General features: G+C 74.3%; 16 protein-coding genes. 8 read left to right on the top strand and 8 right to left on the bottom strand.

Going from position 1 to position 16,124, the window contains the following annotated elements; genetic code table 11:
* Window positions 1-3: 3 nt before the first annotated feature.
* From ACA514_RS04320 to ACA514_RS04295, 6 genes are all read left to right on the top strand, one after another.
* Window positions 4-837: an ABC transporter ATP-binding protein gene (locus tag ACA514_RS04320; protein WP_375039659.1), complete on the top strand. Its 834-nt coding sequence runs from the start codon at window positions 4-6 to the stop codon at window positions 835-837.
* A gap of 217 nt (window positions 838-1,054) precedes the next feature.
* Window positions 1,055-2,041: an ABC transporter substrate-binding protein gene (locus ACA514_RS04315; protein ID WP_375039658.1), complete on the top strand. Its 987-nt coding sequence runs from the start codon at window positions 1,055-1,057 to the stop codon at window positions 2,039-2,041.
* Window positions 2,038-2,814, top strand: coding sequence for an ABC transporter permease (locus ACA514_RS04310; RefSeq protein WP_375039657.1), 777 nt, complete (start codon window positions 2,038-2,040; stop codon window positions 2,812-2,814). The genes ACA514_RS04315 and ACA514_RS04310 overlap by 4 nt, the downstream gene beginning before the upstream one ends.
* The gene (locus tag ACA514_RS04305; RefSeq protein ID WP_375039656.1) at window positions 2,811-3,614 is read left to right on the top strand and encodes an ABC transporter permease; all 804 of its coding nucleotides are present in this window, start codon (window positions 2,811-2,813) and stop codon (window positions 3,612-3,614) included. Before ACA514_RS04310 ends, ACA514_RS04305 begins: the two co-directional genes overlap by 4 nt.
* A gap of 26 nt (window positions 3,615-3,640) precedes the next feature.
* A complete protein-coding gene (locus ACA514_RS04300; protein WP_375039655.1) occupies window positions 3,641-4,477 on the top strand; it encodes an ABC transporter ATP-binding protein in 837 nt (278 codons plus the stop codon).
* A gap of 14 nt (window positions 4,478-4,491) precedes the next feature.
* Complete coding sequence (locus ACA514_RS04295) at window positions 4,492-5,754, top strand: flavin-dependent oxidoreductase (protein WP_375039654.1); 1,263 nt, start codon at window positions 4,492-4,494, stop codon at window positions 5,752-5,754.
* 7 nt (window positions 5,755-5,761) lie between these two features.
* Here ACA514_RS04295 and ACA514_RS04290 read toward each other — a convergent pair whose 3' ends face one another.
* The gene (locus ACA514_RS04290) at window positions 5,762-6,394 is read right to left on the bottom strand and encodes a TetR/AcrR family transcriptional regulator (RefSeq protein WP_375039653.1); all 633 of its coding nucleotides are present in this window, start codon (window positions 6,392-6,394) and stop codon (window positions 5,762-5,764) included.
* A 108-nt stretch (window positions 6,395-6,502) separates the two neighbouring features.
* Between ACA514_RS04290 and ACA514_RS04285 the strand changes: the two genes are divergently transcribed.
* Complete coding sequence (locus ACA514_RS04285) at window positions 6,503-7,891, top strand: MFS transporter (RefSeq protein WP_375039652.1); 1,389 nt, start codon at window positions 6,503-6,505, stop codon at window positions 7,889-7,891.
* Between the two features lie 11 nt (window positions 7,892-7,902).
* Window positions 7,903-8,613 carry an SGNH/GDSL hydrolase family protein gene (locus tag ACA514_RS04280; protein ID WP_375039651.1) on the top strand — a complete coding sequence of 237 codons (711 nt, stop codon included), beginning with the start codon at window positions 7,903-7,905 and terminating at the stop codon, window positions 8,611-8,613.
* On the opposite strand, the gene ACA514_RS04275 is transcribed toward ACA514_RS04280, so the two are convergent.
* From ACA514_RS04275 to ACA514_RS04245, 7 genes are all read right to left on the bottom strand, one after another.
* The gene (locus ACA514_RS04275; RefSeq protein WP_375039650.1) at window positions 8,595-10,310 is read right to left on the bottom strand and encodes a bifunctional 3'-5' exonuclease/DNA polymerase; all 1,716 of its coding nucleotides are present in this window, start codon (window positions 10,308-10,310) and stop codon (window positions 8,595-8,597) included. The two genes, ACA514_RS04280 and ACA514_RS04275, sit on opposite strands and share 19 nt — an antisense overlap.
* A gap of 116 nt (window positions 10,311-10,426) precedes the next feature.
* Complete coding sequence (locus ACA514_RS04270) at window positions 10,427-10,948, bottom strand: DUF4234 domain-containing protein (protein ID WP_375039649.1); 522 nt, start codon at window positions 10,946-10,948, stop codon at window positions 10,427-10,429.
* Between the two features lie 177 nt (window positions 10,949-11,125).
* Complete coding sequence (locus ACA514_RS04265; protein ID WP_375039648.1) at window positions 11,126-12,640, bottom strand: metallophosphoesterase family protein; 1,515 nt, start codon at window positions 12,638-12,640, stop codon at window positions 11,126-11,128.
* 193 nt (window positions 12,641-12,833) lie between these two features.
* Complete coding sequence (locus ACA514_RS04260) at window positions 12,834-13,232, bottom strand: YccF domain-containing protein (RefSeq protein WP_375039647.1); 399 nt, start codon at window positions 13,230-13,232, stop codon at window positions 12,834-12,836.
* Window positions 13,233-13,242: 10 nt separating this feature from the next.
* Window positions 13,243-13,455, bottom strand: a complete 213-nt coding sequence (locus ACA514_RS04255) for a hypothetical protein (RefSeq protein WP_375039646.1) — start codon at window positions 13,453-13,455, stop codon at window positions 13,243-13,245.
* A 166-nt stretch (window positions 13,456-13,621) separates the two neighbouring features.
* Window positions 13,622-14,530, bottom strand: a complete 909-nt coding sequence (locus ACA514_RS04250; RefSeq protein WP_375039645.1) for a diacylglycerol/lipid kinase family protein — start codon at window positions 14,528-14,530, stop codon at window positions 13,622-13,624.
* A 5-nt stretch (window positions 14,531-14,535) separates the two neighbouring features.
* A complete protein-coding gene (locus ACA514_RS04245; RefSeq protein WP_375039838.1) occupies window positions 14,536-16,122 on the bottom strand; it encodes an FAD-binding oxidoreductase in 1,587 nt (528 codons plus the stop codon).
* Window positions 16,123-16,124 lie beyond the last annotated feature (2 nt).

Genomic DNA, 16,124 nt, shown 5'->3' with positions numbered 1-16,124 from the left:
ACGATGCTGGAGATAACCGGACTGGGCCACTCCTACGGGGCGCACCGCGTCCTGGAGGGCATCGACCTGAAGGTCGGCGAGGGCGAACTGGTCACGATCGTCGGGCCTTCGGGGTGCGGCAAGTCGACGCTGCTGCGCTGCATCGCCGGGCTCATCCCGGCGAGCGAGGGCAAGGTCGTGCTGAAGGGCGCGCCCATCGACGGCGTGCCCGACGACCTGGCCGTGGTCTTCCAGGACTACAGCCGCTCGCTGCTGCCGTGGCTGACGGTGCGCGACAACGTGGCGCTGCCGCTGCGCCGCCGCGGGCTCGGCAAGGCCGAGCGCCGCGCCCGCGCCGTCGAGGCGCTCGCGTCGGTCGGGCTCAAGGACGCGGCGGGCAAGTACCCGTGGCAGCTGTCGGGCGGGATGCAGCAGCGGGTGTCGATCGCCCGCGCGCTGGCCTACCGGCCGGCGCTGATGCTGATGGACGAGCCGTTCGGCTCGGTCGACGCGCAGACCCGCGAGGACCTGGAGGACCTGGTCCTGCAGGTGCACCGGGCCGAGGGCATGACGATCCTGCTGGTCACGCACGACATCGACGAGAGCGTCTACCTGGGCGACCGGGTCGTGGTGCTCGCCCGCAACCCCGGCCGGGTCCGCTCGGAGCTGCCCGTCACGCTGCCGGCCGGCCGCGACCAGATAGGCACCCGGGCCGACGCGGAGTTCGTGCGGCTTAGGGCCGAGGTGGGACGCCTGGTCCGCGGCGTCGTCAAGGACTCCGAGCCGGCGGACGCCGCCGACGCGGAGGCCGTTGCGGCCGATGACGGCGCCTCCGTGAAGGAGCCCGCGAAGAAGTAGCGCGCACGCCCCGAGGGACCCCGGTCGCATCGCGCGGCCGGGGTCCCGTGCTTTCCGCGCACCGAAACGGCGGAACAATTCTGTTCACAATTTTCTCCTCATATCGCTACATACGCCTCATTTCTCCCGCGATCCGGCAGGCGATGCGCTACGCTCCCCGCACTCATCGAAAGATCAGTTATCCGCCGGCCGCCCCTCCCGCAATGGAGCGTCGCCCATGCCCGCCCCCCTCCCCCGCGCCGCCCTCGGCGGCGCGCTCGCCGTCGCGGTCGCGCTCTCGGCCACCGCGTGCGGCGGCTCGGACGACAAGAAATCGGCAACCGGGCTCGAGGAGTCCACGATCACCGTCGGCACCATGACGATCGCCGACACCGCGCCGCTGCAGATCGCGATCCAGAAGGGCCTGTTCAAGGCCGCGGGACTGACCGTCAAGACGCGGGTCGTCAGCGGCGGCGCGGAGGCCATCCCGCTGCTCAGGAGCGGCCAGCTCGACATCACCTTCGGCAACTACGTGTCGCTGTTCACCGCCGCGTCCAAGGACCCGGGGTTCAAGCCGAAGGTCGTCGCCGACGGCTTCCAGGGCGCGCCGAAGACCCACACGCTGATGGTGCGCGGCGACTCCCCGTACCGCACGATCAAGGACCTGACCGGCAAGAAGATCGGCGTCAACACCAAGCGGAACGTCAGCACGCTGCTGGTGCGGGCGGCGGCCCAGGCGCAGGGCGTCGCGCTCGACGAGGACAAGAACTTCGTCGAGATCCCGCCGCCGAACATGGAGGCGGCGCTGAAGAACAAGAGCGTCGACGCCGTCCAGGCGATCGAGCCGTTCGGCACCCAGATGCAGCGGACCATGGGCGCCCGGATGATCGCCGACCTGTCCAGCGGCCCGACCGCGCAGTTCCCGATCGCGGGCTACGCCGCCCTGGCGAGGTTCGCCGACAAGAACCCCAAGACGGTCGCCGCGTTCCGGCAGGCGCTGGTCAGGGGCGAGGGCATGGCCGCCGACCGCAAGCTCGTCGAGCAGATCGTGCCCACCTACGCCAAGGGGATCGACGCCCAGGTCGCCGCGAGCATGAGCTACGGCACCTACCCGACGTCCCTCGACGCGACCCGCCTGCAGCGCGTGCCCGACGTCATGCAGCAGTTCGGGTACATCGGCAAGAAGATGGACGTGAAGCCGCTGCTGCTGGCCCCGACTTCATGACCCCTCGCCGCATCGTCCTCGGCGCGGCCGGGGTGGTCGTGGTGATCGGCGTGCTGGAGGCCGTCAGCCGCTCCGGCCTCGTGGACGAGACCTCGCTTCCGCCGGCCTCGACCGTGCTGAAGGAGGCCGGCAGGCTCGCGGTCGACCGCGAGTTCCTGACCGACGTCGGCGCGACCGTGCGCGAATGGCTGTTCGGGCTGCTGCTGGCGGTGCTCGCGGCGGTGCCGCTCGGCGTGCTGCTCGGGTCGGTGCCGCTGCTCGGCACCGCGTCCCGCGCGCTGGTCGAGCTGTGCCGCCCCGTCCCGTCGGTCGCGCTGATCCCGCTCGCCGCGCTGGTGTTCAGCACCCCCGCGCGGACCAACCTGTCGCTGATCTTCTACGCCTGCCTGTGGCCGATCCTCATCAACACCCTGTACGCGCTGCGCGACGTCGACCCGGTGGCCAAGGACACGCTGCGCGGCTTCGGGTTCTCGGCGCCGTCGGTGCTGTGGCGGGTGTCGCTGCCGAGCGCCGCCCCGTTCATCGCCACCGGGGTGCGGATCGCCGCCTCGGTCGCCCTCGTCGTGCTGATCAGCACCGAGCTGCTGATCGGCGGGGACGACGGCATCGGGATCTACCTGGCCGAGACGCAGCAGGGCGGCGGGCGCACCGACCTGATGCTGGCCGGCGCCTGCTGGGCCGGAGTGCTCGGGCTGCTCGCCAACGCCGCGCTGCTCGGGCTGGAGCGGGTCGCGTTCCGCTGGCACACCGCCCGCGTCGAGGGGATCGCATGAGGGCCGCGCGGCCGGTCCGCGGGCTCGCCGAGCGGGTGTGGCTCGTCGCGCTCGCGGCGGTGGTGTGGCAGGTCGCCACGTCGGTGCTGGACGAGACGTACTTCCCGCCGCCCACGAAGATCGTCGAGGCGCTGCACGACGTGTGGTTCTCCGGCCCCGCCTCGCGGGCGTTCCTGAACGGGAACGCGGTGGACGACTTCTCCAGCAGCCTCGCCCACCTGTTCGTCGGGTGGGCCGCCGCCGGCGCGGCCGGGGTCGCGCTCGGCGCGGCGATCGGCCGGTCCCGGGTCCTGAACGACCTGCTGGACCCGGTGCTGCAGTTCCTGCGCGCGGTGCCGCCGCCGACGCTGCTGCCGTTCTTCATCGTCGTGTTCAAGATCGGCACCACCATGCAGATCGTCACGATCGCGTTCGGGGTGGTGTGGCCGGTCCTGCTGAACACCGCCGACGGCGTCCGCTCGGTGGAGCCGCTGCAGCTGGACACCGCCCGCGTCTTCGGCGTCTCCCGGCCCCGCCGGCTGCTGATGATCATCCTGCCGGCGGCGGCGCCGAAGATCTTCGCGGGGCTGCGCGTCGCGCTGTCGTTCGCGCTGATCCTCATGGTGCTGTCGGAGATCGTCGGCAGCACCACCGGCATCGGGGCCGAGCTGCTGGACGCCCAGCGCGCCTTCGAGCCGCCGACGATGTGGGCCGGGATCGTCATGCTCGGCGTCCTCGGCCTGCTGTTCAACGGCGTCTTCATGCTCCTGGAACGGCGGCTGCTCGCCTGGCACGCCGGCGCGCAGCGGCTGACGAACTGACCCCCTCCACAGAAAAGGCGTCCGCGATGCTCCGGATCACCGGCCTCACGCACACCTACACCGGCGGGCAGACGGCGCTCGACGGGCTCGACCTCACCGTCCCGGACGGCCAGCTGCTTAGCATCGTCGGCCCGTCCGGGTGCGGCAAGTCCACCCTGCTGCGCTGCATCGCCGGGCTGATCAGGCCGACCGGCGGCACGCTGGAGATGAACGGCGCGCCGGTCGACGGCGTGCCGGCCGACCTCGCCGTCGTGTTCCAGGACTACAGCCGCTCGCTGTTCCCCTGGCTGACCGTCCGCGACAACGTCGCGATGCCGCTGCGCCGGCGCGGCGGGTCCCGGGCCGCGCGCCGCGCCGCCGCCGAGAAGGCGCTGGACTCGGTCGGCCTGCACGACGCGGCCCGCAAGTACCCCTGGCAGCTGTCGGGCGGCATGCAGCAGCGCGTGTCGATCGCCCGGGCCCTGGCCTACCGGCCGTCGCTGCTGCTGATGGACGAGCCGTTCGGCTCCGTGGACGCGCAGACCCGGGAGGATTTGGAGGACCTCGTGCTCCAGGTGCACCGGGCCGCGAAGATCACGATCTTGCTGGTCACCCACGACATCGACGAGAGCGTCTACGTCGGCGACCGGGTCGTCGTGCTGAACCGGTCGCCGGCCCGCGTGCACGCCGACATCCCGGTGGGGCTGCCCGCGTCCCGGGACCAGATCGAGACGCGCGGCCTGCCGGAGTTCGTCCGGCTGCGCGCGGAGGTCGGCCGGCTGGTCCGCGGCGGCGCCCGGGTCCCGGGGGCCGCGCCCGCGGAGGGGCTCGCCGCGGCCGGCGGGCCGGATCCGGACGACCAACCGGAGACGGGCGCCGGATAAGAGATCATGAGTGCATGCGCGTACTCATCGCCGGGGCCGGGATCGGCGGGCTCACCACCGCGTTGAGCCTGCACGAGGCCGGGATCGAGGCGCTCGTGGTGGACGCGGCGCGGCGGCTGCGGCCGCTCGGCGTCGGCATCAACCTGCTGCCGCACGCGGTCCGCGAGCTCACCGAGCTGGGCCTCGGCGAGGACCTCGCCGACATCGGCGTCCCCACCGCGGAAATGGTGCATTTCGACCGGTTCGGCGGGCGGATCTGGGCCGATCCGCGCGGCCGCGCCCTCGGCTACGACTGGCCGCAGTACTCCGTCCACCGGGGCGAGCTGCAGATGGCGCTGCTCGACACGGTGCTGTCCCGGCTCGGCAAGGACGCCGTCCGCACCGGCACGGTGCTGGAAGGCTTCGAGCAGGACGGCGCCGGGGTGCGCGTCCGGCTGCTGGACCGGACGTCCGGCACGGCCGAGACGGTCCGGGCGGACGTGCTGGTCGGCGCCGACGGCCTGCACTCCACCGTCCGCGCGCAGCTGTACCCGGACGAGCCCGCGCCCCTGTGGAACGGCATCCGGATGTGGCGCGGCGTCACCGAGTCCGAGCCGTTCCTCACCGGCCGGACCCTGGCCGTCGCGGGCAGCAACGCGGCGTCCAAGATGGTCGTCTACCCGATCTCGATGCGCGCCGAGCGGCGCGGGAAGGCCCTGCTGAACTGGGTCGCCGAGGTCAAGCTCCCGGGCGACCGGCTGGAGACGGCCGCGGACTGGAACCGGACGGGCCGGCTGGAGGACGTCCTCCCGCACTTCGCGGACTGGACCTTCGACTGGCTCGACGTCCCGGCGCTGATCGCCGCGTCCCCGGAGATCCTCGAGTACCCGATGGTGGACCGCGAGCCGCTGGACCGGTGGACGTTCGGCCGGGTGACCCTGCTCGGCGACGCCGCGCACCCGATGTACCCGATCGGCTCCAACGGCGGCTCCCAGGCCGTCCTGGACGCGCGCGTGCTGGCGTACGAGCTGGCCCGCGCGGCCGATCCCGGCGAGGGGCTGCTGGGCTACGAGCGGGCGCGCCGCGAGACGGTGAACGCGGTCGTGCTGGCCTGCCGCGACATGCCGGCGGAGCGGATCCTGCGGATGGTCGGCGAGCGCGCCCCGGACGGCTTCGAGGCCATCGAGGACGTCCTGACGCCCGAGGAGCTGACCACGCTCACCGGCGCCTACCGCAGGACGTCGTTCATCGACGCCGAGACGCTCAACGGCCGGCCGTCCTACAGCGTCGTGCGCTGACGCCCGCTCAGCGCTCGCGGCCGGCGCCGGTGGTGACGGCCGCCAGCCGGGCCTCCACGGCGCGGGTCGCGCGGTCGTACAGCGACGGGTCGTCGTGGAGCAGGGCGTGCCCGGCGCCGGTGCGGCAGAGGGCGTCCAGCTCGAAGGCGAGCTGCGGGACGTCGGCGGACGCGTCGATGTCGCCGCGTTCGCGGGCCTCGCGCAGGCAGCGCTCCAGGAAGCCGCGCCAGTCGCGCTGGGACGCGGCGATGGCGTCGCGGACCCGGCCCGGGCGGGCGTCGAACTCGGCCATCGTCGAGTGGAAGAAGCACCCGCCGGGGAAGACCGGCTCCCGCTGGTAGCGCCGCCACGCCTCCAGGAGGGCCCGGACGCGGCCGAGCCCCGCGGGGACGGCGAGCGCGGGCGCGACCACGTGCTCGCGGAACACCTCGACGGCCTTGGCGACGGTCGCGAGCTGCAGTTCCTCCTTGGAGCCGAAGTGCGTGAACACGCCGCTCTTGCTGATCCGCAGCTCGGTGGCGAGGCGGCCGATCGACAGGCCCTCCAGGCCCTCGGCCGAGGCGATGTCGGCGGCCCGGCCGAGGATGACCGTGCGCGTCCGCTCCCCCTTGAGGAGCCGTCCGTCGGTGCTCACGCCCATTAATCTGCACGACCGTTCGTTCAAAGTCAACGCCGCGAACCCCTTGACGGGAGCGGCCTCCGAAGAAGATTGTACGACCGTTCGTTCTTTTTTTGGAGGCACTCCCCCATGACCACCGCAGAGACCACCGCGGCGCCGCCCGCCGCGGCGGGCACCCGGCGGGCCGTGCCGTGGCTCGCCGCCGGCGCGACGTTCCTGGCCATGCTCGACGCCACCGTCGCCAACCTCGCCGTCCCCGACCTGCACGCCGACTTCCCCGGCACCTCGCTGTCCGGGCTGACCTGGGTCGTCACCCTCTACGCGGTGCTGTTCGCCGCGCTGCTCGCCCCCGCCGGCCGGCTCGCCGACCTGGCCGGGCGCCGCTCGCTCTACCTGTGGGGCACCGGGCTGTTCACGCTCGCCTCGCTGGCCTGCGCGGCGGCGCCGAACGTCCCCGTCCTGCTCGCGACGCGCGGCGTGCAGGGCGCCACCGCGGCCGCGATGATCCCCGCGTCCCTCGCGCTGCTGCTGCACGACACCCCCGCCGGGCGGCGCGCCGGCGCCATCGGCCTGTGGAGCGCGGCGGGCGCGTTCGCCGCCGCCGTCGGCCCCGGGCTCGGCGGCGTCCTGGTGGACCAGTTCGGCTGGCGTGCGCTGTTCGTCATCAACGTCCCGTTCGGCCTGGCGATGCTGCTCGGCGGGCTGCGGCTGCCGCGCGCCACCGGCACCGCCGGACGGCTGCCCGACCTCGCCGGGACGGTCCTGCTCGGCGCCGGCGTCGGCGGGATCGCGCTCGGCGTGACCCAGTCGGGCGACTGGGGCTGGACCGACGCCCGCACGCTCGCGCTGCTGCTCGGCGGCGCCGTCCTGACCGGCCTGGCGCTGTGGCGGTCGGCGCGGCATCCGGTGCCCGCGCTGGAGATCCGGATGTGGCGCGAGCGCGGGTTCGCCCTCGCCAACACCGCCTCGTTCCTGTACGGGACGGCGCTGTACTCCTGGCTGCTGCTCGGCGTGCTCTACCTGACCGGCCAGTGGCACTACTCGATCCTCAAGGCCGGTCTCGCCTCGACGCCCGGGGCGTTCACCGCCACCGCCGCCGCGATCGCGATGGGCCGCCTCACCGCGCGCATCGGCGTCCGCCCCGCCGTGACGGGAGGCGCGCTGATCATGGTGGCGACGGGGGTCTGGGCGGTCGCCGGGCTCCCGCCCGAACCGCACTTCCTCACGTTCTGGCTCCCGCTCGGGCTGGTGGCCGGGACGGGCATGGGGATGCTCACCACCGGCACCGCGTCGGCCGCCGCGCTGTCGGCCGGTCCGCAGCGCTTCGCCGGCGCCACCGGCCTCAACACCACGGCCCGCCAGCTCGGCGGCGCGCTCGGCATCGCCGCGCTCGCCGCGCTGCTGCCGGACCGGGCGGTGCACGACGACTACACCGCCGTCTACCTGTTCTGCACGCTCGCCGCCGCGGGCGCCGCGCTCGCGGGAGCGTTCCTGACCGTCCGGCCCACCTCGTCCTGATAGGAGACGACATGACCGACACGACGCCGACCGGGGCACCGGCCCAGATGCTGACCGAATGGACGGACCCGGCCGTCCTGCCCGCCGCCGAGGCCGCCGCGCTGCTGGCCGACGCGCCCTGGAAGCGGATGGCGACGATCGGGGACAGCGTCGCCGAGGGCGTCCGCGACCCGGTCCCCGGCTACCGCGACCTGTCGTGGACCGACCGCGTCGAGGAGGCCCTCGGCGCCGTGACCGGCGGGTTCACCGCGCTCAACCTCGGCCGCCGCGACCTGGTCGCCGCGCGGGTCAGGGCCGGCCAGCTCGGCCCGGCGCTGGACTTCGGGCCCGACCTCGCGTTCGTGGTGGCCGGCGGCAACGACATGCTCCGCCCGCACTTCGACGAGGACGAGGTGCGCCGCGAGCTGGCCGCGATGGTCGGAGCGTTCCGGTCCGCCGGCGCGGACGTCGTCACGATCGGGCTGCTGGACATCACCGCCGCCGGGCTCGGGCCGTCCCGCTACCGCGAGGTCATGTCGTCGCGCACCCGGCGGCTGAACGCCCTGGCCGCCGACGTGGCGGCGGAGCACGGCGCCTGCCACGTCGACAACCCGCCGGGCCATCCGGTCGCGGCCGACCCCGGCATCTACAGCGGCGACCAGCTGCATCTGAACGCGCGGGGCCACGCGTTCGCGGCCGCGAACACCATCCGCGCGCTCGCCGCTCACTTGGCGTCGGCGTAGCGGTCGACGACCGCGACCTCCATCGGGAAGACGACCGGCGTGGCGCCGAACAGCAGGCTCCGCGCCTCCTCGGCGGAGGCGCGGACGGCCTCGGTGACGGCGTCCGCGAGCTCCGCCGGGGCGTGCACGATCACCTCGTCGTGCTGGAAGAAGACCAGGCGCGGCGGGCCGAGGGCGGTAAGGCGGCGGCGCAGCGAGCCGAGCAGCGCCAGGGCCCAGTCGGCCGCCGTCGCCTGGACGACGAAGTTGCGGGTGAAGCGGCCCCGGCTGCGCAGCGCCTGCGCCGCCGTCGCGGACCGCCGCCCGCCGCCCGGCGGCGCCTCGGGCGCGTCGCGGTCGTCGTCGCCGGCCAGGGTCAGCTCGCGCCAGCCGGCCGACGGCGGCGGGCAGGTCCGGCCGAGCAGCGACCGGACGAGCCGGCCGCGCTCCCCCGCGCGGGCGGCGGCCTCGACGTACTCGAACGCGTCGGGGAACCGGCTCTTCAGCACGCCGAGCAGCTGCACGGCCTCGCCCGTCCCGCCGCCGTACATCGCCGACAGCAGCGCGAGCTTCGCCTTCGCGCGCGCGGGCAGGCCGCCGGTGGCCTCGTCCGAGCGGAACGCGTCCGACAGCGCCTCGTACAGGTCGCCGTGGGCCGCGGCGTCGGCGAACGCGCGGTCGCCCGCGAGGGCCGCGAGGACGCGCGGTTCGAGCTGCGCGGCGTCCGCCACGACCAGGCACCATCCGGGGTCGGCTACCACGGCCCTGCGCAGCACCCGCGGGATCTGCAGGGCGCCGCCGCCGTTGGTCGCCCACCGCCCGGACACCACGCCGCCCACCACGTACTCGGGCCGGAACCGCCCCTCACTCACCCATGTGTCGAGCCATGCCCAGCCGTGCGCGGTGTGGAGCCGGGCGAGCTCCTTGTACTCCAGCAGCAGCGGGACGGCCGGGTGGTCGACGCCCTTGAGCACGTGCGCGCGCGTGGACGGGATCGGCAGCCCCGCCGCCGCGAACGCCTTGAGGATCTGCGCGGGCGAGTCGGGGTTGACGTGCGTGCGCGACCCGAACGCGGTGTTGATCCGGTCGGCGAGGTCCTGCAGCCGGCGCGGGCGCAGCCCGCCGGACGGGCGCGGGCCGAGCAGCTCGGTGAGCAGCGCGTCGTGCTCGGCGGCCGACCACGGCAGCCCGTCGAAGCCCATCTCGGCGGCCACCAGCGCCCCGGCGGACTCGGCGGCGGCCAGCAGCGCGAACCCGGCCAGCCCGGCGGCGGCGCGCTGCTGCGCCGCGTGCACCTCGACGATCCGCCCGAGATCGTCGGCAGGCGACGCGCGGTCCCCGTCGTCGCCGAACAGCGACGGCTGCGCGGACGCCTCCTGCGCGGGCGGCGGATCGGGCGGGACCGGCTCCCCGCGCAGCCGCGCCGAGGCCGCGCGGACGGAGCGCGGCTCCCCGTAGCGGCCCGCGTGCCCCAGCAGGAGGTTCTCGACCAGCTCCAGGTCGTGGCAGCGGGCGACGCGCACGCCCGCCTCCACCAGCCGGGGATACAGCCGCGCGGTCGACGCCCACACCCACCGCGGCGCGTCCGCCCGCTCGCGCGCGGCGATCTCGCCGACCAGGTCGGCGACGGCGTACGCCGCTCCGGCGGGCGTGCCGTCCTCGGCCAGCGGCCGCAGCTCGCCCCCGCCTCCGCCGTCCGAGGCCACCGCAACCCTCACGCCCCCATTCTCGCGCGTACCCACGACAAAACCCCCCTCCGCGGTGGCGGAGGAGGGTCGTCGTCGTTCCCAGGGGGCCAGGGCCGCGGCCCCCCTCGCGGGGTGTCGAGGTCAGGTCACGCGACGAGGGAGACCTGCTGGCCCGCGGGGGTGTCGCCGTAGCGGTCGGTGACCTTGTTGAGCTGGAGCTGGTAGTACAGCACGCCGAAGCCGAAGATGCCGAGCAGGAAGCCCATGCCTCCGCTGCAGGTGGCGGGCAGGCCCGCGGCGCGCTGCGCCTGGGCGATGCGGCCGCCGAGCTTGCACCACATGACCAGCGGCCAGATGCCGAGGGTGACGAAGCCGAAGATCATCGACAGCAGCGCGTTGGTGGCGGCGTCGCCGGTGCGCTGGTCGTACTTGTAGAGCTCGTCGTGGACCTTGAAGGTCCACACGAGGCCGTACACGCCGAGCGTGATGATCGGCAGGCCGAGCCAGGCGCCGACCGGGTTGCGGCGCTTCATGTTGTAGCCGGCGCCGCGGGCGACGGCCTGCTGCTGCTGTTGCTGTGCCGGGGCCGGCGCGTAGCCGCCCTGGTAGGCCTGCTGCTGTTGCTGCTGCTGGTAAGGCTGGCCCTGACCCTGCTGGGGGTAACTCATCGAGTCGCTCTCCTGTGGACGCGGTCGTTTCATCGGCCGACCGTCCGTTACCGGTCACCGGTGCGGTGAGCTGAGACTGTAACGGCATTCGAGCACGTCGGGGGGCAACACGACGCATTTTGTCGACATTCTGGCGAATTCTCCAATCCGCCGCCCGACCGGCCCGCCCCATGCGCCTCAGTGCAGCGCGATCGTCACCTCGTCCTCGACCGGCGGCGCGGTCTCGTGGTCGCCGCAGCCGGTCGCCGCGAAGCACCGGATCCGGATCGCGGACTCGGTCACGTCCAGGCGCAGGAAGCTCTTGAAGAACGGCGGGCTGTCCCAGTCGGCCATTTCCGAGCGGAACCGCTGCGGCATCCGGCGCACCGGCAGCCGCAGGAACCGGGAACGGCGCCGGCCGCCGCGCGGAACACCGAGAACGGAGGCGACGAAACGGGCACGCCGCGACGGCTGGAGCCCGTCGTAACCGCGGCCCGGCTCGATGCCCACCCGCGACCGGATGACGGCCGTGGCCTCCTCCGGGGTGAGATCGAAGAGCCCCGGCATCCGGAGCCAGCGCCCGTACAGCTGGCTGTAGCGCGACAGGGAGTCGCCGCGCAGCGGGTAGCAGCGGAAGTCCTTCTCCTCCACCACGTCGGCGCGCGGGATGGTGTGCGTCGCGTGCATGAACGCCCCGCCGCCGCCCGCCACGAGGTACTGGACGACGCGCCCGCTCGCGTCCACCTTCACCGGGTAGCGCTGGTAGTTGTGGATGTCGCCGCCGACCGCGAGCACGTAGTGGTGCGCCGGGTCGCGGACGATCTCGTCGACCGTCCCGCCGCCCTCGACGGGCCCGGGGTGGTGCTCGCCGTCCACGTACAGGGGCTTGCCGGTGACCAGCATCTTCGGCTTGGGCCCGGCGGACACCTCGCGCAGCCACTCGCCCTGCTCGCGGTCGATGCCGCCGGTGATCCCGGTGTCGATGCCGATGATGCGCAGCGAGGGCGTGTCGATCGCCCAGTACGGCCCGGGCTGGACGGCCTGCTGGCCGGGGCCGCCCCGGTAGAGCGCGCGGGCCTCCGCCAGCTCGCGCTGGTCGACCTCCCCGGAACGGCGCCAGAACAGGCGCGGGACGAACGCGAGCACGCCCCGCCACTGGGGCGAGCAGTCGCCGTCCAGGCCGCAGAAGACGTGCAGGAAGCCGCGCAGGCCGTCGTACCAGTCATGGTTGCCGGGGACGGCGTAGATGGGGGCGGGATAGTCCCGGTAAGGCCGGTAGAACTTCTCGGGGTAGTCGCCCGCGTCGCCCGTCGGATAGATGACGTCACTGGCGACGACCATGAAGTCGGTGCCCGCGGAGGCGTGCAGCAGCGGCGGCACCACGGCGTACTGCGACCGGTCGCCCTCGCCGGTGTCGCCCATGAGGACGAACGAGAACTCCGGTTCCGAGCGGTGGACGGTGAACGCCGCGGGCGTGCCGCGTTCGCGGAGCGCGGCGACGGCCCGGCGGCGGATGGCGTTGGACGGGTCGCCGAACAGCCGCGCCACGACGTCGTTGCGGGACCGCCAGAGGATCTTCGGGCGGCGCCAGGAGAAGTCGGGGACCTGCTCGGGCAGCAGGTCCCGGAAGGTGCCCGGCCGGCCGCACGCCCATCCCGCGCCCGCTTCGGACACGCGGGAGTTCTCGGGGGCGGCGGCTTGCTCGGCGCACACGGGGGGCCTCCGGCGGGAGTGAGGGGGTGTGCACAGATTGTCCGGAGCGGTCTCGGCCGTCAAGCAACCGGCCCGCGTGGCGCCGAGCGTGTCGCGGACCGGTCGGGGACGGACCTGCCGGACCTGCCGGACCTGCCGGACGGACCGGTCGGGGGCGGACCTGCCGGGCGGGCGGACCTGGCGGGCGGGCCGGTCAGGCGGCGCCGAAGCGGTGGGGGTCGCCGGACGGCACGATCTCCCGCCCGAGCGGCAGCAGCGAGATCGGGATCAGCTTGAAGTTGGCGATGCCGAACGGGATGCCGATGATCGTGACGCAGAGCGCGATGCCGGTGAACAGGTGCCCGAGGGCGAGCCACCAGCCCGCCACGATCACCCAGATGACGTTGCCGATCGCCGAGCCCGCGCCGGCGTCGGCGCGGCGCGCCACCGTGTACCCGAACGGCCAGAGCGTGTACATCGCGATCCGGAACGAGGCGATGCCGAACGGGATCGTGATGATCAGCACGCAGCAGATGATCCCGGCGATCGCGTACCCGATCGCGAGCCAGAAGCCGGACAGCACGAGCCAGATGAGGTTGAGGAGGGTGCGCACCCGCCCAACCCTAGAGGCCGGCCGCCCGCGCCGCGGTGGGAACCGCCGGGCGGCGCGGGGCGGGCGCGGTGAGGCTCCGGATCGGGACGGGGCGGGCCGCGCCGAACCGGAACCGGACCGTGGTGGGCGCCGGCGCCACCCCCAGAGACGCCGGCGCCACCACGCGGAGGGCGCCCGTGGCCATCATGAGTCCCCCCAGAACGGCGAGTGATCGCCTTCTCATGATGCCTCCACAGACGGCCCCAAGGTCCCGAAAGCGGGACGTAATTGACGTTATACGGAGGGCCGTAATGGGCGTGTAAACCGCCCCAAACGAAGGTCCAAAAACCGGGGACCATCGTGTCCGCGCAGGTCACCAGGCATTTCTGCGGGGACGGAAGCGCGGCCGGTCAGGGGGCCAGGACGCGGAGGGCGCCGGGCATCACCTTCGCGGTCACCGGCAGCACGCCGGGCAGTTCCCCGTCCGCGCCGTAGGGCAGCGTCCGGCCGGGCGGCCCGGCCAGCTCGATCCGCACCTCCCGGCCGCGCAGCACCTCCACCTGCGGCCGCCGGACGTGGGTGCCGTCCGCCAGCTCCCGCATCACCGCGAAGAACAGCGTCCGGGGGGCGTGCCGGATGAGCACCACGTCGAGCAGGCCGTCGTCCACCCGGGCGTCCGGCGCGATGTGCTTGCCGAACCCGTAGTAGCCGGAGTTCGCGGCGACGACGGTGTATCCCTCGCGGCGGTGCTCCTCGCCGTCCACGGTCACCCGGTAGTCGGCCGCCCGCCAGGACGCGATCGCGCGCAGCGCCCCGACGTAGTAGGCCGCCGACCCGCGCAGCAGCCGGGTCTTGTTGGCGTTGGCGTTGGCGACGGCGTCCACCCCGGCGTAGACGCTGCCGAGGACGGGCGTGCCGTTGGCCTCGATGGCGTCGACCGCGCGCGGCTCCCCGTGCAGCAGCAGCGCGGCGAGCTCCTCCGGATCGGACGGGACGCCGAGCTGGCGGGCGAAGTCGTTGCCGCGCCCGGCGGGCACGATGCCGAGAACCGCGCCGGTGCCGGCGAGCGCGCCGCCAACGCAGCCGACCATGCCGTCGCCGCCGACGCCGAGGACGGTCCGGCCGGCCTCGGCGGCGCCGCGCGCGAGCGTGTGCGCGTGCTCCAGGCCGCGGCTGTACTCGACGGCGACGTCGGCGCCGGCCTCGCGCAGCAGCCGGGCGAGCGGGATCAGCGAGGACGCGGACGCCGATCCGCCGGCGGCCGGGTTGACGATCGCGGTGAAGGCGCGCGGCGGCGTCTCGGGCGTCTGGTGCGGCATGGCGGCTACTCCCCGGGAGGCGGGACGAGGACGCCGGGGTTGAGGATCCCGGCCGGGTCGAGCCGCCGCTTGACGGCCCGCAGGATCTCGGCGCCGAGCGGGCCGATCTCCCGGGCGTACCAGTCGCGGTGGTCGGTGCCCACGCCGTGATGATGGCTGATCGTCCCGCCCGCGTCGATGATCGCGTCGGACGCGGCCCGCTTCGCCGCGTCCCAGTGCGCGACGGGGTCCTCGCCCTGCGCGGAGACGACCGTGAAGTACAGGGACGCGCCCGCCGGGTAGACGTGCGAGATGTGGCACATGACCAGCGGCGGCGTGCCCGCGCCGGACAGCGCGCCGATCAGCGCGCACCGGACGGCCTCGTACAGGTCCGGGACGGCGGACCAGAACGCGGCCGTCTCCAGCGTCTCGGCGAACGCGCCGGCGTCGAGCAGCGAGTCGCGCAGGTAGGGGGCGTTGAACCGGCCGCGCGCCCACTTCTCGCCCGGTTCGGCGCCGAGCGGCTCGCCGCCCGCCTCGCGCAGCACGGCGGCGGTCCGGGCGCGGCGTTCGGCGATCTCCTCGGCGGTGCCCTCGTAGCCGAGGACGGCGAGGCAGCCGGCGGCCGACGAGCCGCCGCCGATCGCCGCGGGGTCGGCCAGGCCGATCATGGTCTCGGTCTCGTCGGACAGCCGCAGCACCACCGGCGCCGGCCCGTCCTGGGCGAGCCGCCGCAGCGCCGCGGTGCCGTCGGCGAACGAGGCGAACCGCCAGCCCTCGTACGCCTTCTCCGGCGGGACGGGCTTGATCCGCACCGTCACCGAGGTGATCACGCCGAACGCGCCCTCGGAGCCGAGGACGAGCTGGCGCAGGTCGGGCCCGGCGGCCGACTTCGGCGCCCGGCCGACGTCGAGGGTGCCCTCCGGGGTGGCGACGGTGAGCCCGACGACCATGTCGTCGAACCGGCCGTATCCGGCGGACGCCTGCCCGCTGGACCGGGCGGCGGCGAACCCGCCGATCGACGCCCACTCGAACGACTGCGGGAAGTGCCCGAGCGTGTAGCCGCGCTCGCCGAGCAGTTCCTCGGCGCGGGGCGCGCGCAGGCCCGGCTGTATGACGGCCGTGCGGGAGACCTCGTCGACGGAGACCAGGGCGTCCATGCGCCGCAGGTCGAGCGCGACGAACGCGTCCACCCCCTCGGGCGCCAGCCCGCCGACCACCGAGGTGCCGCCGCCGAACGGGACGACCGCGATCCGCCGCGCCGCGCAGGCCCGCAGCGCGGCGAGGACCTCGTCGTGGGAGCCGGGCAGGACGACCGCGTCGGGCGCGTCGGACGCCTCGCCGGCGCGGATGCGCACGAGGTCGGGGGTCGACTTGCCGCGGGTGTGCCGGACGCGCGCCTCGGCGTCGGTGCGGACGTGCTCCGCACCGACCGCATCGGCGAGCGCGGCGAGGTCGCCGCCGGTGAGCCGGGGGGCCGCGACCTCGACGTCCGCGAGGGCGACGGGCGCCGCGTCGCCGGTCTTCACTCCGAGCAGGTCGCGCAGCAGCCCGACCACCGCCGCCGGCAGCGGCGCGGCCTCGGCCGGGTCGCCCCAGCCGCTCCAGAGCATGT

Origin of the sequence: Actinomadura sp. NTSP31 (assembly GCF_041951385.1) — a bacterium.
GTDB lineage: Bacteria > Actinomycetota > Actinomycetes > Streptosporangiales > Streptosporangiaceae > Spirillospora > Spirillospora napierensis.
This window is presented reverse-complemented; position numbering and strand designations above follow the sequence as displayed.